Raw genomic sequence first — 19,567 nt, forward strand, 5'->3', positions numbered from 1 at the left:
ATCGCGTGCCGGTGACGGACTGCGTCAGGCATGGAGGTGCGGAACCGAAGGGGACCGCCGACCTTGGCCTCCCAGGATCGCGACCGTGCAGCCGCGCTGAGCCTGCAGCTCGCACGAGCACATGATGAACTGCGCCGCCTGATCACCGGGATCAGGACGGATCTCGGGCACCGCCGCCTGAGCGACGACACACTCGTCACCCACTGCCTGGCCTTCTGCGCCGCCCTGGAGTCGCACCACCGCGGCGAGGACGACGGGATGTTCTCCCACCTGCTGCGGGAACGCCCCGATCTCGCGCCGACGGTCGCGAAGCTCGTCGAGGACCACGGGATGATCTCCTCGATCCTGTCCCGCGTCGGTGAACTCGCGCACCGGGCCACCGAATCGCGAGGCCCTGCCCTCGACGCGATCGGGCGCGAGCTCGACGGACTGGCGGCCGTCATGGAGTCCCACTTCGGCTACGAGGAACGGGCGATCAGCGAGGCGCTCGACAGGTCCGGACCGGCTGCCGACTGGCCCGACGGGGTCTTCCGGTTCGGTACGGCGTGAGCCGGCGGGGCGGCGCACCGCCGCCCCGCCGACGCCGTTCCCCGCCCTCCGCACGCCCGGCGCCCGGCGGGGCGACTACCTGCGGCCGACGCGGGCACACGCTCTCCCGGGCGGGCGCAGGGCGCGCCCCGGACGAAGGGGGAGTCGCCGTGTCCACTGCCACGCAGACCCGGCAGCACCGTGGGGATTCCGCGGACCGACTGCTACGCCTGGCCGGCCGGGGAGGGTTCACCGCCCGCGGCCTCGTCTACGTCGTGGTCGGCTACCTCGCCCTGCGGATCGCCCTGCTGGGCGGCGGCTCGGAGGAGGCCGACCGCCAGGGCGCGCTCCGGCAGATCGCGGACCAGCCCTTCGGCCGCGTGCTGCTGTGGCTGCTGGCCGTGGGCTTCGGATGCATGACGATCTGGCGCGCCTCGGCCGCCGCCTTCGGTGAGCGGGGCCGCAAGAAGACCACCAGCAGGCTGCTCAACACCGGGCGCGCGGCATTCTACGCGTCGGTCTGCTGGGGAACCGCGGCGTTCGCCGCCGGGTCCGGGGGCGGGTCCGACAGCGACAGTGCGTCCAAGGACTGGACGGCCACCGTGCTGGGCCGGACCGGTGGCCGGTTCCTGGTCTCGGCCGCCGGTCTGGTCCTGATCGGGGTCGGAGTCGGAATCGCCGCCCGGGCGGCCCTGCGGAAGTTCCTGCGCAAGATGGACACGGCCGCCATGGGGCGGCGGACCCGCGCCGCGGTCACGGCCGGCGGGATCGCCGGCAACGTCGCCCGCGGCGTGGTGTTCGTCGGCGTCGGCGTCCACACCCTGATCGCGGCCGTCCGCTTCGACCCGGCGCAGGCCAAGGGCGTCGACGACACCCTGCGCTCCTTCGCGGCCACGCCGGTCGGCCCGTGGCTGCTGGCGGTCCTGGCCCTGGGGTTGCTGCTGTTCGGCGTCTTCTCCCTCGCCTCCGTCCGCTGGCGACGCTTCTGACGCCTGCTGCCGAGCGTCACGGGCAGGCCGAACACCCACCGCCCGCGGGCGTCCGCCGCGTCGCCCGGAGCCGGCACCGGTGCGGGTACGGATGCGGGCCCTCAGTGGCTGGTGAGTTCACCGCTGAGGGTCCGGTGGAGCCGCGCGCTGGACTGGTTGAGGCCGACGATCTCGACCGTCTTCCCGTGCTTGGCGTACTTGGCCTCGACGGCGTCGAGGGCGGCCACGGAGGAGGCGTCCCAGATGTGCGCAGCCGAGAGGTCGATCACGACCCTGGCCGGGCCGTTCACGTAGTCGAACCGGCCCGCGAGCTCGTTGCTGGAGGCGAAGAACAGCTCGCCGGTCACCGCGTACACCACCTCGCCGCCCTCGGGGTCGGTGACGGCCGTGACATCGGCCAGACGGGCGACGCGCTTCGCGAAGATGACCACGGCCGTCACCGAGCCGACGGCGACACCGACCGCGAGGTTGCCGGTCGCGACGACCACCGCGACCGTGATCACCATGACGGTGATCTCCCCGGCGGGCATCCGCTTCAGCGTCCTCGGGGCCACGGAGTGCCAGTCGAAGGTCGCGAAGCAGACCATCACCATGACGGCGACCAGGGCGGCCATCGGGATGTCCGACACCACGGGGCCGAACACGATGCACAGCACCATCAGGAACACGCCCGCCAGGAAGGTCGACAGGCGGGTCCGGGCGCCGGACACCTTCACGTTGATCATGGTCTGGCCGATCATCGCGCAACCACCCATGCCGCCGAAGAACCCGGTGACGATGTTCGCGACGCCCTGGCCGATCGACTCGCGCGTCTTGGAGGAGCGGGTGTCGGTGATCTCGTCGACGAGCTTGGCGGTCATCAGCGACTCCATCAGCCCGACCAGCGCCATCGCGACGGCGTAGGGGGCGACGGTGGTCAGCGTGTCCAGGGTGAACGGCACGTCCGGCAGGCCGGGGACGGGAAGGGAGGACGGCAGGTCGCCCTTGTCCCCCACGGTCGGTACCGCGATGCCGGCCGCCACCGTGATCGCGGTGAGGACGACGATGGCCACCAGCGGCGCCGGGACCGCCTTGGTGACCTTCGGGAGGAACACCATCAGCCCGAGGCCGCCGACGAGCAACGGGTAGACCGCCCACGGCACGTCGTGCATCTCGGGGACCTGGGTGAGGAAGATCAGGACGGCCAGGGCGTTGACGAAGCCGACCATGACCGAGCGCGGGACGAAGCGCATCAGCTTCGCCACCCCCAGCGCGCCCAGCGCGATCTGGACGACGCCGCCGAGGATGACCGCGGCGACCAGATGGCCGAGGCCGTGCTCGCGGTTCAGCGGGGCTATCACCAGGGCGACGGCGCCGGTGGCGGCGGAGATCATCGCCGCCCGGCCGCCGACCACCGAGATCACCACCGCCATGGTGAAGGAGGCGAACAGGCCGATCTTCGGGTCGACACCGGCGATGATCGAGAACGAGATGGCCTCGGGGATCAGCGCGAGCGCGACCACCAGACCGGCCATCGCCTCGGTGCGGAGGACCTTCGCCGACAGCCCGGTCGGGAAGGGGACGCGTGAACGCGGGGCGGCGGGCGGGGAAGTCTGCAAGACGGAGTGGACCTGTCGTACTCGGGCGCGACCGGCGGTGCACGCAAGAAGGGGATCGCGGGAGCCCGGGCGACCGGCGTCCGTCCGGCGCGGGGACCGCCGTGGCGGACCCCGCGCCTTCGGCCGTTCCGCCTACGCGGCCAGGGCGATGCGCCTCGGCGACCGCCGACGGGCACCCGTGGTGCTCTGCGGGCTGCGCCCGGTCTCGCCGGAGCGGCCACGGCGCTCGCCACCGCCCGCGTAGGCCCTGCGGCGGGGGCGCTCGACGACGGGGTCGGGGATCACCACGGGCACCCCGGTGGGCACCCGGGCCCCGGTGATGCGGGCGAGCTCCTCGTCGCCGGGGTGGACCCGGGTGGAGGTGGGGGTGATGCCGGCGGTGGCCATCAGACGGGTCATCTCACGGCGCTGGTTGGGCAGCACCAGCGTGACGACGGTGCCGGACTCCCCCGCGCGGGCGGTGCGTCCGCCCCGGTGCAGGTAGTCCTTGTGGTCGGCCGGCGGGTCCAGGTTGACGACCAGGTCGAGCCCGTCGACGTGGATGCCACGGGCGGCGACGTTGGTCGCGATCAGCGCCGTCACCTGGCCGGAGCGGAACTGCTCCAGGGTCCGGGTGCGCTGCGGCTGGGACTTGCCCCCGTGCAGGGCCGCGGCCTTCACGCCGTTCGCGAGGAGGTCCTCCACCAGGCGGTCCGCACCGTGCTTGGTGTCGGTGAACATGATCACGCCGCCCTCGCGGGAGGCGATGTGGGCGATCGTGGCGTTCTTGTCGAAGTTCTGCACATGCAGCACGTGGTGCTCCATGGTGCTGACCGCGGCCGCGGACGGGTCCACCGAATGGGTGACCGGGTCGTTGAGGAAGCGGCGCACCAGCCGGTCCACGTTGCGGTCCAGGGTCGCGGAGAACAGCATCGTCTGGCAGCCCTCGGCGACCTGCTCCAGCAACTCGGTGACCTGCGGCAGGAAGCCCATGTCGGCCATCTGGTCGGCCTCGTCGAGCACCGCGACACCGACCCCGTCCAACTGGCAGTCGCCTCGCTGGATCAGGTCCTTGAGCCGACCGGGGGTGGCCACCACGACCTCCGCCCCGCGGTTCAGCGTCTGCGCCTGACGGCCGATCGACATCCCGCCCACCGCGGTCGCCATCCGCAGTCGCACCGCGTGGGCGTACGGGGTGAGCGCCTCGGTGACCTGCTGAGCGAGCTCACGGGTGGGGACCAGCACCAGCGCCAGCGGGCGGCGCGGCTCGGCCCGCTGCCCCGCGATGTTGGCCAGTACGGCGAGACCGAACGCGATGGTCTTGCCCGAACCCGTCCGACCGCGGCCGAGGACGTCGCGCCCCGCCAGCGAGTTCGGCAGCGTGGCGGCCTGGATCGGGAACGGCGAGGTGACGCCCCGCCGGGTCAGCGTCGCCAGCAGCGCGTTCGGCATGTCCAGTTCGTCGAACGACTCGACGGCCGGAAGCGCCGGGGTGACGGTGACGGGCATGGCGAATTCACCCTGCGGAGTGGAATTCTGACGACCCCTCCCGCCGGAGGGGCGCCGCCCGCCACCCGAGCGGGAGCCCGAGCCGGAGGCGAAGCCACCACCCGAGCGGGAGCCCGAGCCGGCACGGGAGCCGGCGCCGAAGCCGCCTCCGGAGCGGGAGTTGGCGTTCTGGTAGGACGAACGACTGGAACGGTTCATGCGGAAACCTTCCTCAGGAGCGGCGCGCTTCGAGGAAGGTCCGCAGCGCGGGGCGCCGGCGGAGACCACAAAAAACGAGCCAGAAAGTGTGACGGGCGGAGCGTGGACGGCGAAGCCGTGCGGCACGTCACCCGTGGTCGGCGCTCACCGCGGAGGGCGGGAACGCGGAACCTCGAACCGTGAGCTGTCACGGTCGGGCGCCGATCCGGACGCGGCGCAGTGCGTCTCGCGTGGGAGCGGCCGCCGGTGGCGGAACCGGGGAGCCGGGTAGCCCGGGCGGCCGGGGTCGTTCAGGGAAAAGCCGAGGGGCCCGCACCGGGCATGTACGCGGTGCGGGCCCCTCGCCGCCGGGCGGGTGCCGTGGCGGAAGAACTACAGCGGGCGAATGTTCTCGGCCTGCGGGCCCTTCTGGCCCTGCGTGACGTCGAACTCGACCTTCTGGCCCTCGAGCAGCTCACGGAAGCCGTTGGCGTTGATGTTCGAGTAGTGGGCGAAGACGTCCGGGCCGCCACCCTCCTGCTCGATGAAGCCGAAGCCCTTTTCCGCGTTGAACCACTTCACGGTGCCATTAGCCATAAAAAAAATCTCCTTCAAGGGCTGTCCGGAGCCCGCACGGTGCAGACTCCGAGTCGCCGCGATGATGACCCGCCCGGGGAAGAGCCGGGAAACAAAAAATGCGCCTGCGCAAAACACCAGCAGGCGCACACAAAGTTCATGGGAACCACTACTGCAACTAACAGCGACTCTAGCAGGCCCGAGCCCGCTTCGGTGGAACCTTTGGCTCCCGGTTCCTCCGGAGCCTCCCCCCTCGGGCCGCCGATCCGACCCGCCGGAGGCAGCGGCACACCGCGTGACCAGGGACGTTGCCGTCCCCGACGGACTCCTCCCCCCGCCGGAAATTTCCTCGCCGGTGCGACATCGCCGGGAGCGGACGGGGCACGGGCGCGCCCCCGCGCCACCGGCCCCGCGACGGCCGCCGCCGACCGCTCCCGCCCCCCGCCGGCACGGCGGCGGGCTCGAACGGTGGGAACGGCGTTCGGGCTTGACCGAATCGAAGTCAACCCGAGGGTCCGCTCCCGCAATTTCCGGCGCATACTGAGGGGAATGACGAAACCACCAGCAGTCCGCCGGCCCCTGCCCACCAGCCCCTTCAAAGCTCCTGCCGAGGCACCTCGCAAGCGGTTCGCCGTGGGCGACCGTGTCACCCACGACCGCTACGGCCTCGGCCGTGCCATCGAGGTCGAAGGCGACGGGGACATCGCCGTACTCGTCGACTTCGGTTCACGGCAGGAACGCATCACCCAGCCGTACACCTCGATGTTCAAGCTCTGACCACGAGGCCCCGGGGCGGCCCGGGGCCTCCTCACACCCTGGCGCGAAGCCGCGCCACCGTCCCCGCCGTCGCACCCGCACGTCCGACCGCGCAGTGACGCGGTCCGTGGGGCGCCGGCGGCTTCACGGCGCCATGGTCAGCCCGGCCGAGGCGGCGCCCCGGCTCAGCACGACCGACCGGATGTGGGCGAGCGCCCGGGCGCAGTCGGCCCGACCGGGGTCACTACGGGCGGCCTCCCGCGGGTCGAGAACGCGGTAGGGCGGGCCGAGGTCCGTCACCTGGGGGACGAACTCGGCCTTGGCGACCGTCCATCGCCGCCCCGGTGCGCCCGGCGGGGCGAAGGTGAAGCGGGCGATCGAGCTCCCGTTGCCGCGCGGGTCCTCGGCGCCGTCGTAGGTGAACATGTGCCCGGCGAGCTGGTCGCCGAGGCCGTACACCGTCCAGGTGTCGTTGATCTTCTCGTATGCCTGCGGGATGTGGGCGTGTGTACCGAGGACCAGGTCGATGTCGGACCGGCCCTCGCCCTGCCCGGCGGACAGGTCGCGGGCCGAGCCGGTGTGCGCCAGGCCCACGGCGTCCGTCGCGTCGAGGGTGCACCGGATACCGGCCGCCCCGTCGTCGAGGGTGTGGTTGGAGGCGGTGTCGCAGGAGGTGTAACCGGCGTCCTTGAGTGCCCGGGCGACCTGCGGCGGCGACTTGAAGGCCGGGTAGCCGGCGCACGGAGAACCCCGGCGCACGGAGGACGCCGCGCGAGGGGTCAGCCGTGCCGCCAGCGCTCGGCCGCCCGGATCAGGTCCTGGCCGACGTGGTCGAGGAACGCCCCCATGCCGTCGAGGCGGCGACCGACCGGCGACTTCACCCCGAGGATTCCCGCACCCTCGCGCGCGACCTGCGCGAGGACGGTGTCCACCCGGGCGCCGGCGATCATCGCACGGACCCAGACGTCCTCGTCGATCACGTACGTGTCGCGCCGTTCCCGCGGGTCGCGCCGACGGCGGATCAGTTCCTGTCCCTCCAGGTAGCCGACCGCCTTGGAGACGGTGGCCGGGCTGACCTTCAGACGTTCGGCGAGTTCCGCCGCCGTGAGGCTTCCGTGGTCGCTGGTGCACAGGCAGGCGAGGACACCTGCCGGCATCCGCGGGAGGCCCCCGTTGACCAGAAACCCGATGAACTGTTCCTGGAACGCCCGCAGTTCCTGCGGGAACGCCGGGTCGGGCGGCTCGGGTGCCCCGGCCGACCCGGGAGCCGCCGGGAGGGCCGCTCCGCGGCGGGCCCGGCGCCGGGTGGCCAGCTGGGCGCCGTCGGCGCGGTAGCCGCTCGGGCCGCCGTTGCGCGTGACCTCACGGGTGACGGTCGAGGTCGGCCGCTCCAGCCCTTTGGCGATCTCGGTGTACGAGAGTCCGTCGGCCAGCCCTGCGGCGATCTGTCGGCGGTCCTGGTGGGTGAGCCTGCCTCGGGGCATGGTCGGTCGCTCCTGATGTGGTCGCGTACGTGGTCCTGAGGGCGGCATCAAGGTGCGTTCACCGCCATGCCATTGCAATGAGCCACCGCTTCCGGTTGCATTCATCGGCATTTCCATTGCAACAATTGCGCGAGATATGGTGGATTAAGCACCGAAATTCCCCCTCATGTCAATTGACCCCACAGTGAACGCAACATAGCTTTTCCTTCCCGGGCAACGAACCGACCCGGCCGGGGGCGACGCCGCCCCGCACCACCGCGCCGCACCGTGCCCGCCGTTCGCGGCCACCTCGATCCGGCGGCGCCGGGAGCCGCGTGGCACCCGGCGCGACAGAAACGGCTGAAGATCATGGGAAAGCTCATCCACCGCGCGCCCCGGCCCGTCGCCGGCCGGGCCCGGAGCGCGCGTTCCGCGGCGGCACCGGACCCGCCGCCCGCACCGCCGGGAGCCGCGCGGGCGGGGGTCCGGCGGGCGCCGGTGACGGGTCAGGCGAGCGAGTCGATCCAGCGCTCCAGCCGGCGCCCCTCGACGGCCATCAGTTCGGGGTCGCGGAGGGTGTTGGTGAGCAGCGAGATCCCCTGGTACGCGGCCACCAGCGCGACCGCGAGTTCACGGGAGTCGTCGCGGCCCATCGCCTCGAACTGGACCTCCGCCCAGTCGATGAGCTGCCGCATGACCTCCGCGACGGACTCGTCGAGGCCGTCGGCCCGCTTGTCGAGCTCCGAGGCGAGGCTTCCGGTGGGGCAGCCGTAGAGCGCGGTGAGCTCGCGCTGCTCGACCCAGCCGCTCAGGAGCGCCTTCAGCCTCTCCCTGGGCCCGGGAAGGGCGTCGAGCGTGTCGATCACGGCCCGGAGGCCCTGGGCGTGCGCGGAGATGGCCGCCTCGACCAGCTCGTTCTTGGTCTTGAAGTAGTAGTAGACGTTCCCGACGGGGACGTCCGCCGCCCGGGCGATGTCGGCCAGCGTGGTCTGTTCGACGCCCTTCTCGTGCAGCACCTGCGCCGCGGCGGCCGCCAGCCGTTCCCGCTTGCCCGACGATCGCCGGGTATTCCTTGAGTCAGTCACCTGACTGACTGTAGACGCCTGACGCGGCGTCGGCTACTGTCTCATCTGAGTCAGCCAACTAACTTATCCGGCTGGCCCGCCCGATTGCCTTGCCTATGGGGGTTCTTGTGATTGTCGTGACGGGTGCGACCGGAAACGTCGGCCAGGAGCTCGTGCGGCTCCTCGTCGGAGCCGGCGAGCAGGTGACGGCCGTGTCCCGGAACCCGGGTCGACTGCCTGACGGGGTCGAGCACGTCGAGGCCGACCTCGCCGACCCGAAGAGTCTGGGCGCCGCCCTCGACGGAGCCGGGGCCCTGTTCCTGCTCGTCGCCGGCGACGACCCGCAGGGTGTCCTCGATCTCGCCGCGGCGAGCGGGGTGCGGCGCGTCGTCCTGCTCTCCTCGCAGGGCGCCGGGACACGGCCGGAGGTCTACGGCCACCCCGCCGCGTTCGAGGACGCCGTGCACCGCTCGGGTCTCGACTGGACGATCCTGCGCTCCGGCGGCCTGAACTCGAACGCCTTCGCCTGGGCCGAGTCGATCCGTGCGCAGCGGACGGCCGCCGCGCCCTTCGGCGACGTCGGGCTGCCCACCGTCGACCCGGCGGACGTCGCCGCGGTCGCGGCCGCGGTCCTGCGCGAGGACGGCCACGCGGGCCGGACGTACGAGCTCACCGGACCGGCCGTGGTCACCCCGCGCGAACGGGCTGCGGCGATCGGCGCGGCGCTGGACGCTCCGGTGCGGTTCGTCGAGCAGACCCGCGCCGAGGCCCGCGCGCAGATGCTGGCGTTCATGCCCGAGCCGGTGGTGGAGGGCACCCTCGCCATCCTCGGCGAGCCGCTGCCCGCCGAGCAGGCGATCAGCCCCGACGTCGAGCGCGTCCTCGGCCGGGCGCCGCGGACCTTCGCGGAGTGGGCCGGCCGCACCGCCCCCGCCTTCCGCTGAACCACCCTTCCGGCTCGCGCACTTGAGAGGAACGTAGCGCCTTGCCCGTTCGACCCGTACTCGACTCCACCATGTTCCACCGGGAGGTCGGCGCCGGTGCGCCGATGGTCTTCCTGCACGGCAACCCCACCTCCTCCCACCTCTGGCGGGACGTCCTCCCCGCCGTCGGCACGCCGGGCCGGCTCCTCGCCCCGGATCTGATCGGCATGGGTGAGTCCGGCAAGCCCGACCTCGCGTACACCTTCGCCGACCAGGCCCGCTACCTGGACGCCTGGTTCGACGGACTCGGCCTGGAGGACGTGGTGCTGGTCGGGCACGACTGGGGCGGCGCCCTGGCGTTCGACTGGGCCGCCCGGCACCCCGGGCGTGTGCGCGGCATCGCGTTCACCGAGACCATCGTCAAGCCGATGGCCTGGGAGGAGTTCCCCGAGGGCGGCCGCCGGCTGTTCCGGGCGATCAGGACGCCCCAGGTGGGCGAGGCCATGATCCTCGACGACAACGCCTTCGTCGAGCAGTTGCTGCCCGGCTCGGTCGCCACTCCCCTCTCCCCCGCCGATCTGGACGTCTACCGCCGCCCCTACCCCACCCGGGAGAGCCGCCGACCGCTGCTCCAGTGGCCGCGGTCGATGCCCCTCGATGGCGAACCCGCCGACGTCGTGGCCAGGATCCGGGCCTACGACCGCTGGTTGGCGACCAGCGCGGACGTCCCCAAACTGCTGATCGCCTTCGCGCCCGGCCCCGGCGCCATGATGGGCCCGGAGATCGTCGACTGGTGCGCGGCGAACATCGCCGGCCTCGACATCGAGCACAGCGACGCGGTCGCCGGACACCACACGCCGGAGGACCAGCCCCTCGCGATCGCCGCCGCGATCGCCGCCTGGGCGGACCGCCACAAGCTTCGCCGCGACCCCTCGCCCGACGAGGCCCGGCGAGACCCGAAGCACCACCCACTCCCCGGAGGATTCGCATGACCGCACCACGCAAGATCGTGACCGGCCTGTTCATCTCGCTGGACGGCGTCGTGGAGGCGCCGGAGACCTGGCACTTCCCGTTCATGAACGAGGAGATGGGCGCCGCGGTCGGCCAGATGCACGCCGAGGCCGACACGCTGCTCCTGGGCCGGAAGACCTACGAGACGTTCGCCGCCGTCTGGCCGCACCGGAGCGGTGAGATGGCCGACGCCATCAACGGCATCCGCAAGCTGGTCGCCTCCACCACCCTCACCGGCACCGACTGGAACAACTCGGCCGTCATCGAGGGCGACGTCGTCGCCGCGGTCAAGGAGCTCAAGCAGCAGCCGGGCGGGAACATCAACCTGACCGGCAGCATCGGTCTGACCCGCACCCTGCTGGAGGCGGGGCTCGTCGACGAGCTGCGCCTGCTCGTCCACCCGATCGTGCTGGGCACCGGGCTGCGGCTCTTCGCCGAGGGCTCCGCCCGGGTGCCGCTGCAGCTCACCCGCTCGACCGCCTTCTCCACCGGCGTGCTGGACCTGAGCTACCGGCCGGCCTGACCGGAGGGTGCCTGCCCGCCACGTGCTGCGGGCAGGCACCCCGAGCGGGCACCGCCGGACGGCCGCGCGGATCCGGAGACCACAGACCGCAAACCACAGACCGACGGGTCGTCACCGTCCATCCCTCGGGCCCGACCCCGTACCGGCCGCCCCACCCGGGCGGTCGCCGCGCACCTGATCCGACGGCCCTCCCGACGGCCCGTCCGGTCCGCACCCGTGAAGCACGGAGAAATGGATGCTGGTCATGTTGGACCTTCCGCTGTACCTGGCCTTCGTGACCGCCGCACTGGCCCTGTGCGTCACTCCGGGCCCCGACATGTTGTTCGTGGTCGCCATGGGCGGCCGCGGCGGGCCGGCCGCGGGGGTGATGGCCGCCCTGGGAGTGGCCTTCGGGGCGACGGTGCACGCCCTGGCCGCCATGCTCGGACTGTCGTCGCTGTTCGCCCACCTGCCGGCGCTCTACGACGTGCTGCGCTGGGCGGGCGCGGCCTATCTCGTCCTCCTCGCCGTCCAGGCGTTCCGTGACCGGTCGCCCCTCGGCGCCGACGGCGGTGACGACGGGGCCCCCGTGCCCGGCCGGCTGCGCGCCTTCTCGAAGGGCACCGTGACGAACCTGCTCAACCCCAAAGTGATCATGTTCAACATCGCGTTCCTGCCGCAGTTCGTGAGCCCCGGCCTGGGGCACGTCACGGGTCAACTCCTGCTCCTCGGCCTGACGATGGTGGCTGTCGGGCTGGCCGTCGACATCACGGTGGGCGTGCTGTCGGGCAGACTGGCGGCTCTCCTGCGTCGAAGCACCCGGGTGGCGCGGGGGCTGAACGTCCTCAGCGGTGCCGTCTTCGGCGCGCTGGCCGTCCGGCTGGTCACCGCCCCGGAGTAGCCGGCCACGTCGCCGCGTCCCGGCCTGGCGGCGCCCCCGCTGCCTCTACGGGCAGACAAGCCAGGCAAAAGCAGCATCCCGCGGCCGGACCGGCCGACCGTCGTGCAAGATGGGGCCGGTTCGATTGGTCCAGACCAAAAACAGGCCGTGGCGACAAGACCCCGACTCTGTACCGCACTTGGTCTCGTGACGCGCGCCCCTCCATCTCCGGAGGGTGCCGAGGGGAGCGATGGATGGTACTGGCGGGGGTGAGGCGCCGGATCGGCCGGCACGGACTGGTACTGGCGGCCTTGGCCGTGAGCATCCTGGTGGCGACGGCGGTGCTGTCCGCAGTGACCGGGCTGGCCCAGTCGGCCGCCACCGCCGGAGTGCGCCAGCGGCTCGACGCCGACGCCGGGCGCTCGGTCGAGGTGACCGCACGCTGGACGGCGCCGGGCCTGCCCGCGGCCGACCGCGCGGTGCACTCGGCACTGGTCCGGACCATGGCCGGCACCCCGTTCCGCACCGAGACGGCGCAGCGCGGCATCGGCACCGTCGACCTCCCGCTGCCGCCCAACGGGCGCTGCTGGGCCACCGAAACCGTGCTCTCCGGCCGCCTGGCGGTGCTGCCGGCTCCCGACCGCTTCGCCCAACTGCGCAGCGGCACCTGGCCGGACGCGCCCGAGGCCGCCCCGGCCGCCGGCGACGGGCTGCGCGTCGCCCTCCCCGAGACCACCGCCGACCGGCTCGGCCTGGACAGCGGCAGCACCACGGCCATCCGCACGCCCGGCACCGGCGAACCGCTCCGGTTCACCGTGACCGGCGTCTACCGGCCGGACCCGGACGCCGCCGCGTTCTGGACCGGCCTCGGCGGCCCCGACGCCGCGGAGCAGGCCCTCGTGCTGGTCGACGGTGCCCGGCTGGCCGCGCTGCCCGGCTTCACCGGCCGTATGCTCGCCGTCTGGCTGGCCCTTCCCGACACCGGGCGGTCGAGCCTGTCCGAACTCACCGCGCTGCGCGACCGGGTGACCGTCTTCGCCCGCTCGGACACGGCCCGCTCGGTCTACCGCGGCGCCGAACCGGCCCTGACCGACACCGCGGTACGCAGTACACTGCCCGCCGCGGTCGACCGGCAGGTGGTGCCGGTCCTGACGGCCAGGGCCGAGATCGCCGTACCGCTCGGCCTGCTCGCCCTGCTCGCCTCGGTGGTCCTCGTCCTGACCGCCCGTCGCCTGGCCGACGCGGTCGCCGGCGAACACGCGCTCCAGAGCTCCCGGGGTGCCGGCGCGGCGCGGCTGCTCGCGGCGGCGGCCGGTGAGTGGGCGCTGGCCGCGGTGCCGGCGGCGGTCGGCGGGGTGCTGCTGGCCGAGCCGCTGCTGGCTGCCGTGCTGCGCGCCGTCGGGGCCGACGGCCTGGCCGCAGGCGACGGCCGAACCGTCTGGTGGGCCGCCGGCTTCGTCCTCCTGGTGCAGGGCGCGGCCCTGCTGCTGCCGCTCGCCCGGCAGGCGATGGACCCGGGTGCCCAGCGGGCACTGCGGGCACGCAGTCCGCGCCGGCTGGGTCTGCAGCGGGCCGGTGCTGACCTGGCACTGCTCGCCGTGGCGGCGTTCGGATACTTCCAACTCGACCACTACGAGGGGGTGGTGGTGAAGAACGCCGGCGTCGGGTTCGACTCCTCGGTCGACCTGACCCTGGTACTCGCCCCGCTGGTCATGGCGGTGGCCGGGGCCGTCCTCATGCTGCGGGTGCTGCCGGCGGTGGGGCGGCTGCTGGAGCGGTCGGCCCGGCGGGCCCGCGGCCTGGTCCTGCCCCTGGGCGCCTGGCGGCTGAGCCGCGACGCCGGCCGCCAGTCGGTGCCGGTGCTGGTGACGCTGCTGGCGGTGGCCTGCAGCAGCCTGGCCGCCGGGGTGCTGGCCGCACTGCCGACCAGCGACCGGGACCGGGCGGCCTACGCGGTCGGCGCCGATCTGCGGCTGTCCGGAGTGTCCGGCGCGATCGGACAGCGCCACGCCGCACTGGCCGCCCTCCCGGGCGTGACGAGCCTCACCCCGGTGTCCGAGCAGACCGCCTACCTGGGCACCACCGTGGTACAGACGGTCGCCGTCGACACCACGGCCGCCTCCGCCGCCGGGCTGCCGCGCCTCCGCCCGGACCAGGCCGCCCGTCCGCTCCAGGAGCTGCTGGCCCCCCTGACCGCCGTGCCCGCCCAGGGGCTCGTCCTGCCCGGCGAGCCGGCCGCCCTGAACGTGACCGTCCGGGCGAGCACCGACCTGCCGATCCCGGCACCCGGTCTGCTCCTGCAGCTCTGGATCCAGGACGCCGACGGACTGACCGATCAGCTGACCGCTCCCCTGCCGACCGACGGCCTCCCCCATTCGCTGACCTTCGCCCTGGCAGACAGCGACCGGCGGGCCCGTCCGCTGACGCTCAGCCGGCTCGGAATCCACTTCCCCGGCAGCACGCTCCTGCGCTCCACCCTCGACCTGCGCCTGCCGAAGGTCACGGCCGTCACCGCCACGGGAGAACGAACCGACCTCTCGCTCCCGCCCGGGCAGAACTGGGCCCGCTCGGGCAAGGTCCTCGCCACCCCGGTCGCACTCGACTGCCCCGGCACCGAACGCCGTCCCACGGACGACATCGCCTCCCAGGCAGAGGCCTGCACCTGGCAGAGCGAAGGGTCCGACCTGCTGCACACCGTGATCCGATCCCACCTGCCGGAGAACCCCCCCGATCCGGCGGGATCGGACGCGGTCCTCGCGGTGCAGCCCGTGAGCGGTGACAGCGTGCCCGAACTCCGCGCCGTGCAGGGGGGCGCCTTCCTGCCCGTGCCCCCCATCCTGCCCGTACTCGCGGACCGCGTGCTGCTCGACGCGGTGAACGCCAGGGTCGGCGACACCGTTCCGCTCAACTGGGAGCGCGACGGGCAGAGTACCCAGAAGGTCCGGATCACCGGCGAGGTCGACGTGCTGCCCGGTTACTCCCGGGGCCAGGGCCACCTCCTGCTGGACGTGCGCGCACTCGCCGCGCACCGCACGCTCACCGGTGCCGCCCCACCCGTCGCCACCCGGTGGTGGCTCGCCAGTTCGGACCCGGAGGCCACCTGGGCCGCCGTCGACGGCCGCGGCGAGTTCGGCCGGCCGCAGAGCGCCCTGAGGGTCGCCGGCGGCCTGGCGGACGACCCGTTCCGGGCCGGGCTGCGCTGCGCCTGGCTGCTGGTCCTGGTCACCGCGCCGTTCTTCGCGGTGACCGCGCTGACCCTGCACGCCGTGAGCACGGTCCGCTCCCGCCGGCGGGAGTTCGCGGTGCTCCGCGCGCTGGGTGTCCGCCGCGCGGAGCTGACCGCGCTGCTGCGCGCCGAACAGGTGGCGGTGACGGTGCTTCCGGTGCTGTTCGGAGGGCTGCTGGGCCTGCTGCTCGCGGCCCTGCTGCTGGCGCTCACCGTACTGGAGGACTACGGGGGGTCGGTCTTCCCGGCGATCGTGGCCGACCCGGGCCGGCCCGCCGCCGTACTCACGGCGCTGGCCGGGGGGCTGCTGCTCACCCTCGCCGTGCTGGTCCTCACCCGTCTGCTGGCCCGGGTCGACCTGGTCCGGGCCCTGCGCGCGGGGGACGACGGATGAGCCCGGCGGAGGGTCGGCGGTGCGCGGGCCGAGGGCGCACGGACGGTCCCGGCCGGGTGCGCGAGGACGGACGCTTCGACGGGGGGAGCCCCACATGCTGACACTGCGCCTGATCCGGCGCGAGGCGCGGATCGCCTGGCCGGTCTCGGCCGTGCTCGCGCTGCTCGCCGCACTGCTCACGGCGATCCCGCTGAGCTGGCCGCCGCAGTTCGACCGGCTCGCGGCCGGTACGCTCGCGGACCGGGTGGTCCGCGCCCAGCGGGACGCGCCGCTGGTCTCCGCCACCACCACGACCGCCCCGATGCCGTGGCTGCCGGCCGCGGACCCCGGCTCGCTCGACCGGGACCTCGACAAGCTCGGCGAGCGGGTGCGCACCGCGGCGACCTCCCCACTGGCCACCGTGCTCGGCAAACCGCGGGCCCGTGTCGCCACCCTCGACGCGTCGGCACGCGGTCCCGGCATGCCCATGCCCTACGGAAAGCCGCCGTCGTTCAGCCTCGTCTACCCCCAACCCGAGGCCACCGGCGGGGCGGTCGAGTACCTCCAGGGCCGCGCGCCGCAGCAACCCCGAGCCGACCTGCTCGTCCCGCCCGGCCAGGCAGGCCCGATCGAGGTCGCGGTGTCCGAAGCCACCCGGGAGAGACTTAATCTGACGGTGGGTCAGCACTTCGATCTGTCGACCACCGCCCCCGGATCGCCCGCCCCGGCGCTCCTGGTCGGGGTCTTCCGTACCGACCTCGGCCCGAAGCGGCTCTGGCAGCAGTCCCCGATGCTGGTCGCCCCGTGGATCCTGCCTGATGACCCCGGCCAGAAACTGGCCGGCCAGATGCTGACCAGTGCCGGCGGGATCGAGCTGATCGCCAAGTACAGCCTCGCGTTCACAGTGGCCTGGGAACTGCCGGTGACCACCGACCGCTCCGGACCGGCCGCCACCTCGGCCGGGATCGCCGGAATGCGATCCGGCCTGAAGGCACTGCGCAAGGCCGGCCCGGACGCGTTGTGCGGGCTCGGCCTCGTGGACGCCTGCATGCTGACCGGCCACATCGTGCCCTCGGTCAACCCCACCGAGCGGCTCGGCGCGGAGCTGGACGCCTTCGCCGTCCAGCGCCAACGCACCGAGCAGCTCCAGAGCTTCGCACTCGCCGGGCTGCTCGCCATGGTGGTGGCCACCGCGGTCGCCGCCGCCCGGCTCGGGGCCCGCCGCCGGGCCGGCGCCTTCGCGCTCCAACTCTCCCGCGGCGCCGGGCTGCTCGGGATCGCGGGCCGACTGCTGGTGGAGGCCGCGGTGGCGGTCGGCGCCGGGGTCGCGGCCGGCTGGGCGATCGGCCGCGCTCTCGCGCCGCAGGGCGCCGCCCTCGGCTCCTGGGTGCCCGTCCTGGTCGCCGCCCTGCTGGTCTGGTGCGCACCGGCGGCCGTCCTGCTCGCCTCCGCCGGGCGGACCCGGCCCCTGCCGCGCTCGCGCCGAATCGTCCTGGAAGCCCTGGTCGTGCTCCTGGCCGCCGGAGGACTGGTCGCACTGCGGACCCGCAGCGCCTACGCGGGCACCGGCATCGACCCCCAACTCGCGTTCACACCGGTACTCCTGGCACTGATCACGGTGGGGATCCTGCTCCGGCTGCTGCCCCCGCTGGTCCGCCGGGCCACCCGCTCGGCGCAGCGATCGCGCGGTCTGGTCCCGCTGGTGGCTCTCGCCAGGGCCGGGGCGCAGAGCGGCGCGGCCGCGCTCTCCCTGCTGGTCCTGGTGCTGGCCATGGGCTACGGCGTCTACGGGGGGCTGATTCCGCGCACCCTCGCGGACGGACAGAAGCAGATCGCCCAGTGGCACACCGGCGGGGCGCCCATGGCCCTGGTCGGACCGAAGGACCAGGTGGCCGGGGACCTGCCGCCGGTCGCCTCCGTGGGGCACCAGGTGGCCGTCACCGGCGCGAGCGGGGAACTCACCTCGCAGGACGACGGCACGACGTTCCCGGGCGCCCAGTTCGTCGGGCTGGACGCCGCCGCGCTGAGCGCCGCCGACCCGTCCTCCCCGATGGCCCGCGCCCTGCTGGCCGCCGACGGCGCCGACGCGCCGATCGAGCGGACCGGCGCCGACCTCGAAGTCCCCGTGGTCACCGCGCTGGCCGACCCCGAGCTCGCCGCCCGGGTCCCCGACGGCACCTTCGAACTGACCGCGCTCGGGACGGGCCGCATCCTGGTCCACGTGGTCGGCGCCCTGTCCGAGGAGGCGTTGCGCGACCCGGTCCTCGGGCCGGTGCTCGGCGACGGACCCCGTCCCGGCGCCCTGCTGGTGTTCACCGGCCCGTCCGCGAAGCGCCTGCCCGCCCAGAAGAACCACCCCTCCGCGCTCCTGCTCTACCCGGCCGCCGGCGGGCCGGCCCTGGACCCGGCCGCGGTGCGGGTCGGCGCCGCCATGCACCTCGCCCCCAGCAGCGTGCCCGGGCCGTCGGTCGAACTCCGCGACCGGGACGACGAACGCGACACGCTGCGGTCGGACGGGCTGGCGCACTCGGCCCGGCTCGCCTTCCGGGCCACCACCGCGCTCGGCCTGCTGCTCGCGCTCGGCACGTTCGCCCTGGACCTGCTGCTCAGTGCCACCGAACGCGGCCGGACCACGTCCTACCTGCGGACCCTGGGGATCGGCAGCCGCGCGGTGCTCGGCCTGCAACTGCTCCAGCTGGTGCCGCTGGTGCTGGCGGCGGCGGTCGGCGGCACCGCGCTCGGCCTGCTGCTGCCCGTCGCACTCGGATCCGGCCTGCGGCTGGGGGCCATCACCGGCGGGCCGTTCGAGCCCGCCGTACACATCGACTGGACGATCACCGCGGGGCTCGGCGTCGCGCTGGCCGTGCTGATGACGACGGCCGCCGTCCTGGAGGCGGCGATCGGCCGCCGCCGAGGGCTGGGCGCCGTGCTACGACTGGGGGAGGCCCTGTGAACACCCGTCCCACCGATCGACCCGCGGCCGGTGCCGAACGACCCGCGCGCGGGACCGACCGGCCCATCGTGGCGTGCGAGAGCCTCGTGCGGATCTTCCGCACCGGCGCGACCGCCCGCGGCGGGGTCGAGGTGCAGGCCCTGCAGGGGCTCGACCTGACCGTGCAGGAGGGCGAGCTGCTCGCCCTGGTCGGTGCCTCCGGATCCGGCAAGTCCACCCTGCTCGGCATCCTGGCCGGCCAGGACACCCCCAGCGCGGGCACCGCCGAGGTGGCCGGCACCGACCTGGGCGGGCTCAAGCGGCGCGAGCGGACCGCCTACCGGCGCCGGACCGTCGGGGTGATCCAGCAGCAGACCGCGCGCAACCTGCTGCCGTACCTGACGGCCCGCGAGAACGTCCAGCTGCCGATGGGATACGTCGGTGTGCCACGCCGCCTGCGCGCCGCCCGGGCGATGGAACTGCTCGGCCTGATGGGCATCGCCCGGGCCGCGGACCGCACCCCCGCCGCGCTCTCGGGCGGCGAGCAACAGCGTGTGGCGATCGCCATCGCGCTGGCTAACGAACCACGGCTGCTGCTCGCCGACGAACCCACCGGCGAACTCGACACCGCCACCTCGGAGGAGATCTTCACCGCCCTGCGCACCGCCAACAGCGAGCTGGGCACCACCGTGCTGATCGTCACCCACGACGCCCTGGTGGCCGACCAGGTCCGTCGCACGGTACGGATCCGCGACGGGCGCACGTCGACCGAGGTGCTGCGCCACGTGGCCGTCACCAGTACGGACGGCTCGCTCACCGCCCAGGAGTACACCGTGCTGGACCGGGTCGGCCGGCTCCAGCTGCCGCGCGAGTTCACCGAGTCGCTGGGCCTGGCGGACCGCGTGCGACTCGTGCTGGAACGCGACCACATCTCCGTGTGGCCCGACCACGGCCGCCCGCCGACCGCCACCGAGGCCGACGGAACCGGGAGCGAGGACGCCGGGAACAAGGGCGCCGAGGACGTGGGAGCCGATGGCTGAGGCGGGCTCGACGGACTGATCCTCCCGGTACCGCGGCACCG

Annotated in this window: 15 protein-coding genes and 1 pseudogene; 10 read left to right on the top strand and 6 right to left on the bottom strand. The window is 73.6% G+C overall.

Annotation, left to right across the window (positions count from 1 at the left end):
- Positions 1 to 63: 63 nt before the first annotated feature.
- A complete protein-coding gene (locus PUR61_RS24225) occupies positions 64 to 549 on the top strand; it encodes a hemerythrin domain-containing protein (RefSeq protein WP_329881486.1) in 486 nt (161 codons plus the stop codon).
- Positions 550 to 698: 149 nt separating this feature from the next.
- Complete coding sequence (locus tag PUR61_RS24230) at positions 699 to 1,517, top strand: DUF1206 domain-containing protein (protein WP_329881487.1); 819 nt, start codon at positions 699 to 701, stop codon at positions 1,515 to 1,517.
- A gap of 101 nt (positions 1,518 to 1,618) precedes the next feature.
- Here the strand turns inward: PUR61_RS24230 and PUR61_RS24235 are convergent, their stop codons facing one another.
- The 3 genes from PUR61_RS24235 to PUR61_RS24245 form a co-directional block, all read right to left on the bottom strand.
- A complete protein-coding gene (locus PUR61_RS24235) occupies positions 1,619 to 3,031 on the bottom strand; it encodes a SulP family inorganic anion transporter (RefSeq protein ID WP_443035228.1) in 1,413 nt (470 codons plus the stop codon).
- A 216-nt stretch (positions 3,032 to 3,247) separates the two neighbouring features.
- A complete protein-coding gene (locus PUR61_RS24240) occupies positions 3,248 to 4,801 on the bottom strand; it encodes a DEAD/DEAH box helicase (protein WP_329881488.1) in 1,554 nt (517 codons plus the stop codon).
- Positions 4,802 to 5,173: 372 nt separating this feature from the next.
- On the bottom strand, positions 5,174 to 5,377 hold the full coding sequence (locus PUR61_RS24245; protein WP_030918248.1) for a cold-shock protein: 204 nt from the start codon (positions 5,375 to 5,377) through the stop codon (positions 5,174 to 5,176).
- A gap of 528 nt (positions 5,378 to 5,905) precedes the next feature.
- On the opposite strand from PUR61_RS24245, the gene PUR61_RS24250 reads away from it, so the two are divergent.
- Entirely contained in the window at positions 5,906 to 6,133 is a 228-nt protein-coding gene (locus tag PUR61_RS24250; protein WP_329881489.1) for a hypothetical protein, read from the top strand.
- A 123-nt stretch (positions 6,134 to 6,256) separates the two neighbouring features.
- Here PUR61_RS24250 and PUR61_RS24255 read toward each other — a convergent pair whose 3' ends face one another.
- The 3 genes and pseudogenes from PUR61_RS24255 to PUR61_RS24265 form a co-directional block, all read right to left on the bottom strand.
- The gene (locus PUR61_RS24255; protein WP_443035229.1) at positions 6,257 to 7,075 is read right to left on the bottom strand and encodes a CapA family protein; all 819 of its coding nucleotides are present in this window, start codon (positions 7,073 to 7,075) and stop codon (positions 6,257 to 6,259) included.
- Positions 7,076 to 7,113: 38 nt separating this feature from the next.
- A pseudogene (locus PUR61_RS24260) lies at positions 7,114 to 7,713 on the bottom strand (helix-turn-helix domain-containing protein); the annotation flags it as partial.
- A 368-nt stretch (positions 7,714 to 8,081) separates the two neighbouring features.
- On the bottom strand, positions 8,082 to 8,660 hold the full coding sequence (locus PUR61_RS24265; RefSeq protein ID WP_329881491.1) for a TetR/AcrR family transcriptional regulator: 579 nt from the start codon (positions 8,658 to 8,660) through the stop codon (positions 8,082 to 8,084).
- Positions 8,661 to 8,767: 107 nt separating this feature from the next.
- Here PUR61_RS24265 and PUR61_RS24270 point away from each other — a divergent pair, with 107 nt between their 5' ends.
- From PUR61_RS24270 to PUR61_RS24300, 7 genes are all read left to right on the top strand, one after another.
- A complete protein-coding gene (locus PUR61_RS24270) occupies positions 8,768 to 9,583 on the top strand; it encodes an SDR family oxidoreductase (RefSeq protein ID WP_329881492.1) in 816 nt (271 codons plus the stop codon).
- Positions 9,584 to 9,624: 41 nt separating this feature from the next.
- On the top strand, positions 9,625 to 10,554 hold the full coding sequence (locus tag PUR61_RS24275) for a haloalkane dehalogenase (protein WP_329881493.1): 930 nt from the start codon (positions 9,625 to 9,627) through the stop codon (positions 10,552 to 10,554).
- Complete coding sequence (locus PUR61_RS24280) at positions 10,551 to 11,096, top strand: dihydrofolate reductase family protein (protein WP_329881494.1); 546 nt, start codon at positions 10,551 to 10,553, stop codon at positions 11,094 to 11,096. The genes PUR61_RS24275 and PUR61_RS24280 overlap by 4 nt, the downstream gene beginning before the upstream one ends.
- A 244-nt stretch (positions 11,097 to 11,340) precedes the next feature.
- Positions 11,341 to 11,976 (top strand): LysE family translocator, encoded by a 636-nt coding sequence (locus PUR61_RS24285; RefSeq protein ID WP_329881574.1) that lies wholly within the window; start codon positions 11,341 to 11,343, stop codon positions 11,974 to 11,976.
- 233 nt (positions 11,977 to 12,209) lie between these two features.
- Positions 12,210 to 15,575, top strand: a complete 3,366-nt coding sequence (locus tag PUR61_RS24290; protein ID WP_329881495.1) for an FtsX-like permease family protein — start codon at positions 12,210 to 12,212, stop codon at positions 15,573 to 15,575.
- Between the two features lie 94 nt (positions 15,576 to 15,669).
- Positions 15,670 to 18,507, top strand: a complete 2,838-nt coding sequence (locus PUR61_RS24295; RefSeq protein WP_329881496.1) for a hypothetical protein — start codon at positions 15,670 to 15,672, stop codon at positions 18,505 to 18,507.
- Positions 18,504 to 19,526 (top strand): ABC transporter ATP-binding protein, encoded by a 1,023-nt coding sequence (locus tag PUR61_RS24300; RefSeq protein WP_443035226.1) that lies wholly within the window; start codon positions 18,504 to 18,506, stop codon positions 19,524 to 19,526. The genes PUR61_RS24295 and PUR61_RS24300 overlap by 4 nt, the downstream gene beginning before the upstream one ends.
- Positions 19,527 to 19,567 lie beyond the last annotated feature (41 nt).

It is taken from the genome of Streptomyces sp. BE20 (assembly GCF_036322525.1).
Taxonomy (GTDB): Bacteria; Actinomycetota; Actinomycetes; order Streptomycetales; family Streptomycetaceae; genus Kitasatospora.

Bases quoted from the DNA above. Each gene is read 5' to 3' on its own strand.
- PUR61_RS24235 (WP_443035228.1), bottom strand. From the start codon at position 3,031: ATGGCCGGTCTGGTGGTCGCGCTCGCGCTGATCCCCGAGGCCATCTCG.
- PUR61_RS24240 (WP_329881488.1), bottom strand. From the start codon at position 4,801: ATGAACCGTTCCAGTCGTTCGTCCTACCAGAACGCCAACTCCCGCTCC.
- PUR61_RS24245 (WP_030918248.1), bottom strand. From the start codon at position 5,377: ATGGCTAATGGCACCGTGAAGTGGTTCAACGCGGAAAAGGGCTTCGGC.
- PUR61_RS24250 (WP_329881489.1), top strand. From the start codon at position 5,906: ATGACGAAACCACCAGCAGTCCGCCGGCCCCTGCCCACCAGCCCCTTC.
- PUR61_RS24280 (WP_329881494.1), top strand. From the start codon at position 10,551: ATGACCGCACCACGCAAGATCGTGACCGGCCTGTTCATCTCGCTGGAC.
- PUR61_RS24285 (WP_329881574.1), top strand. From the start codon at position 11,341: ATGTTGGACCTTCCGCTGTACCTGGCCTTCGTGACCGCCGCACTGGCC.
- PUR61_RS24290 (WP_329881495.1), top strand. From the start codon at position 12,210: ATGGTACTGGCGGGGGTGAGGCGCCGGATCGGCCGGCACGGACTGGTA.
- PUR61_RS24295 (WP_329881496.1), top strand. From the start codon at position 15,670: ATGCTGACACTGCGCCTGATCCGGCGCGAGGCGCGGATCGCCTGGCCG.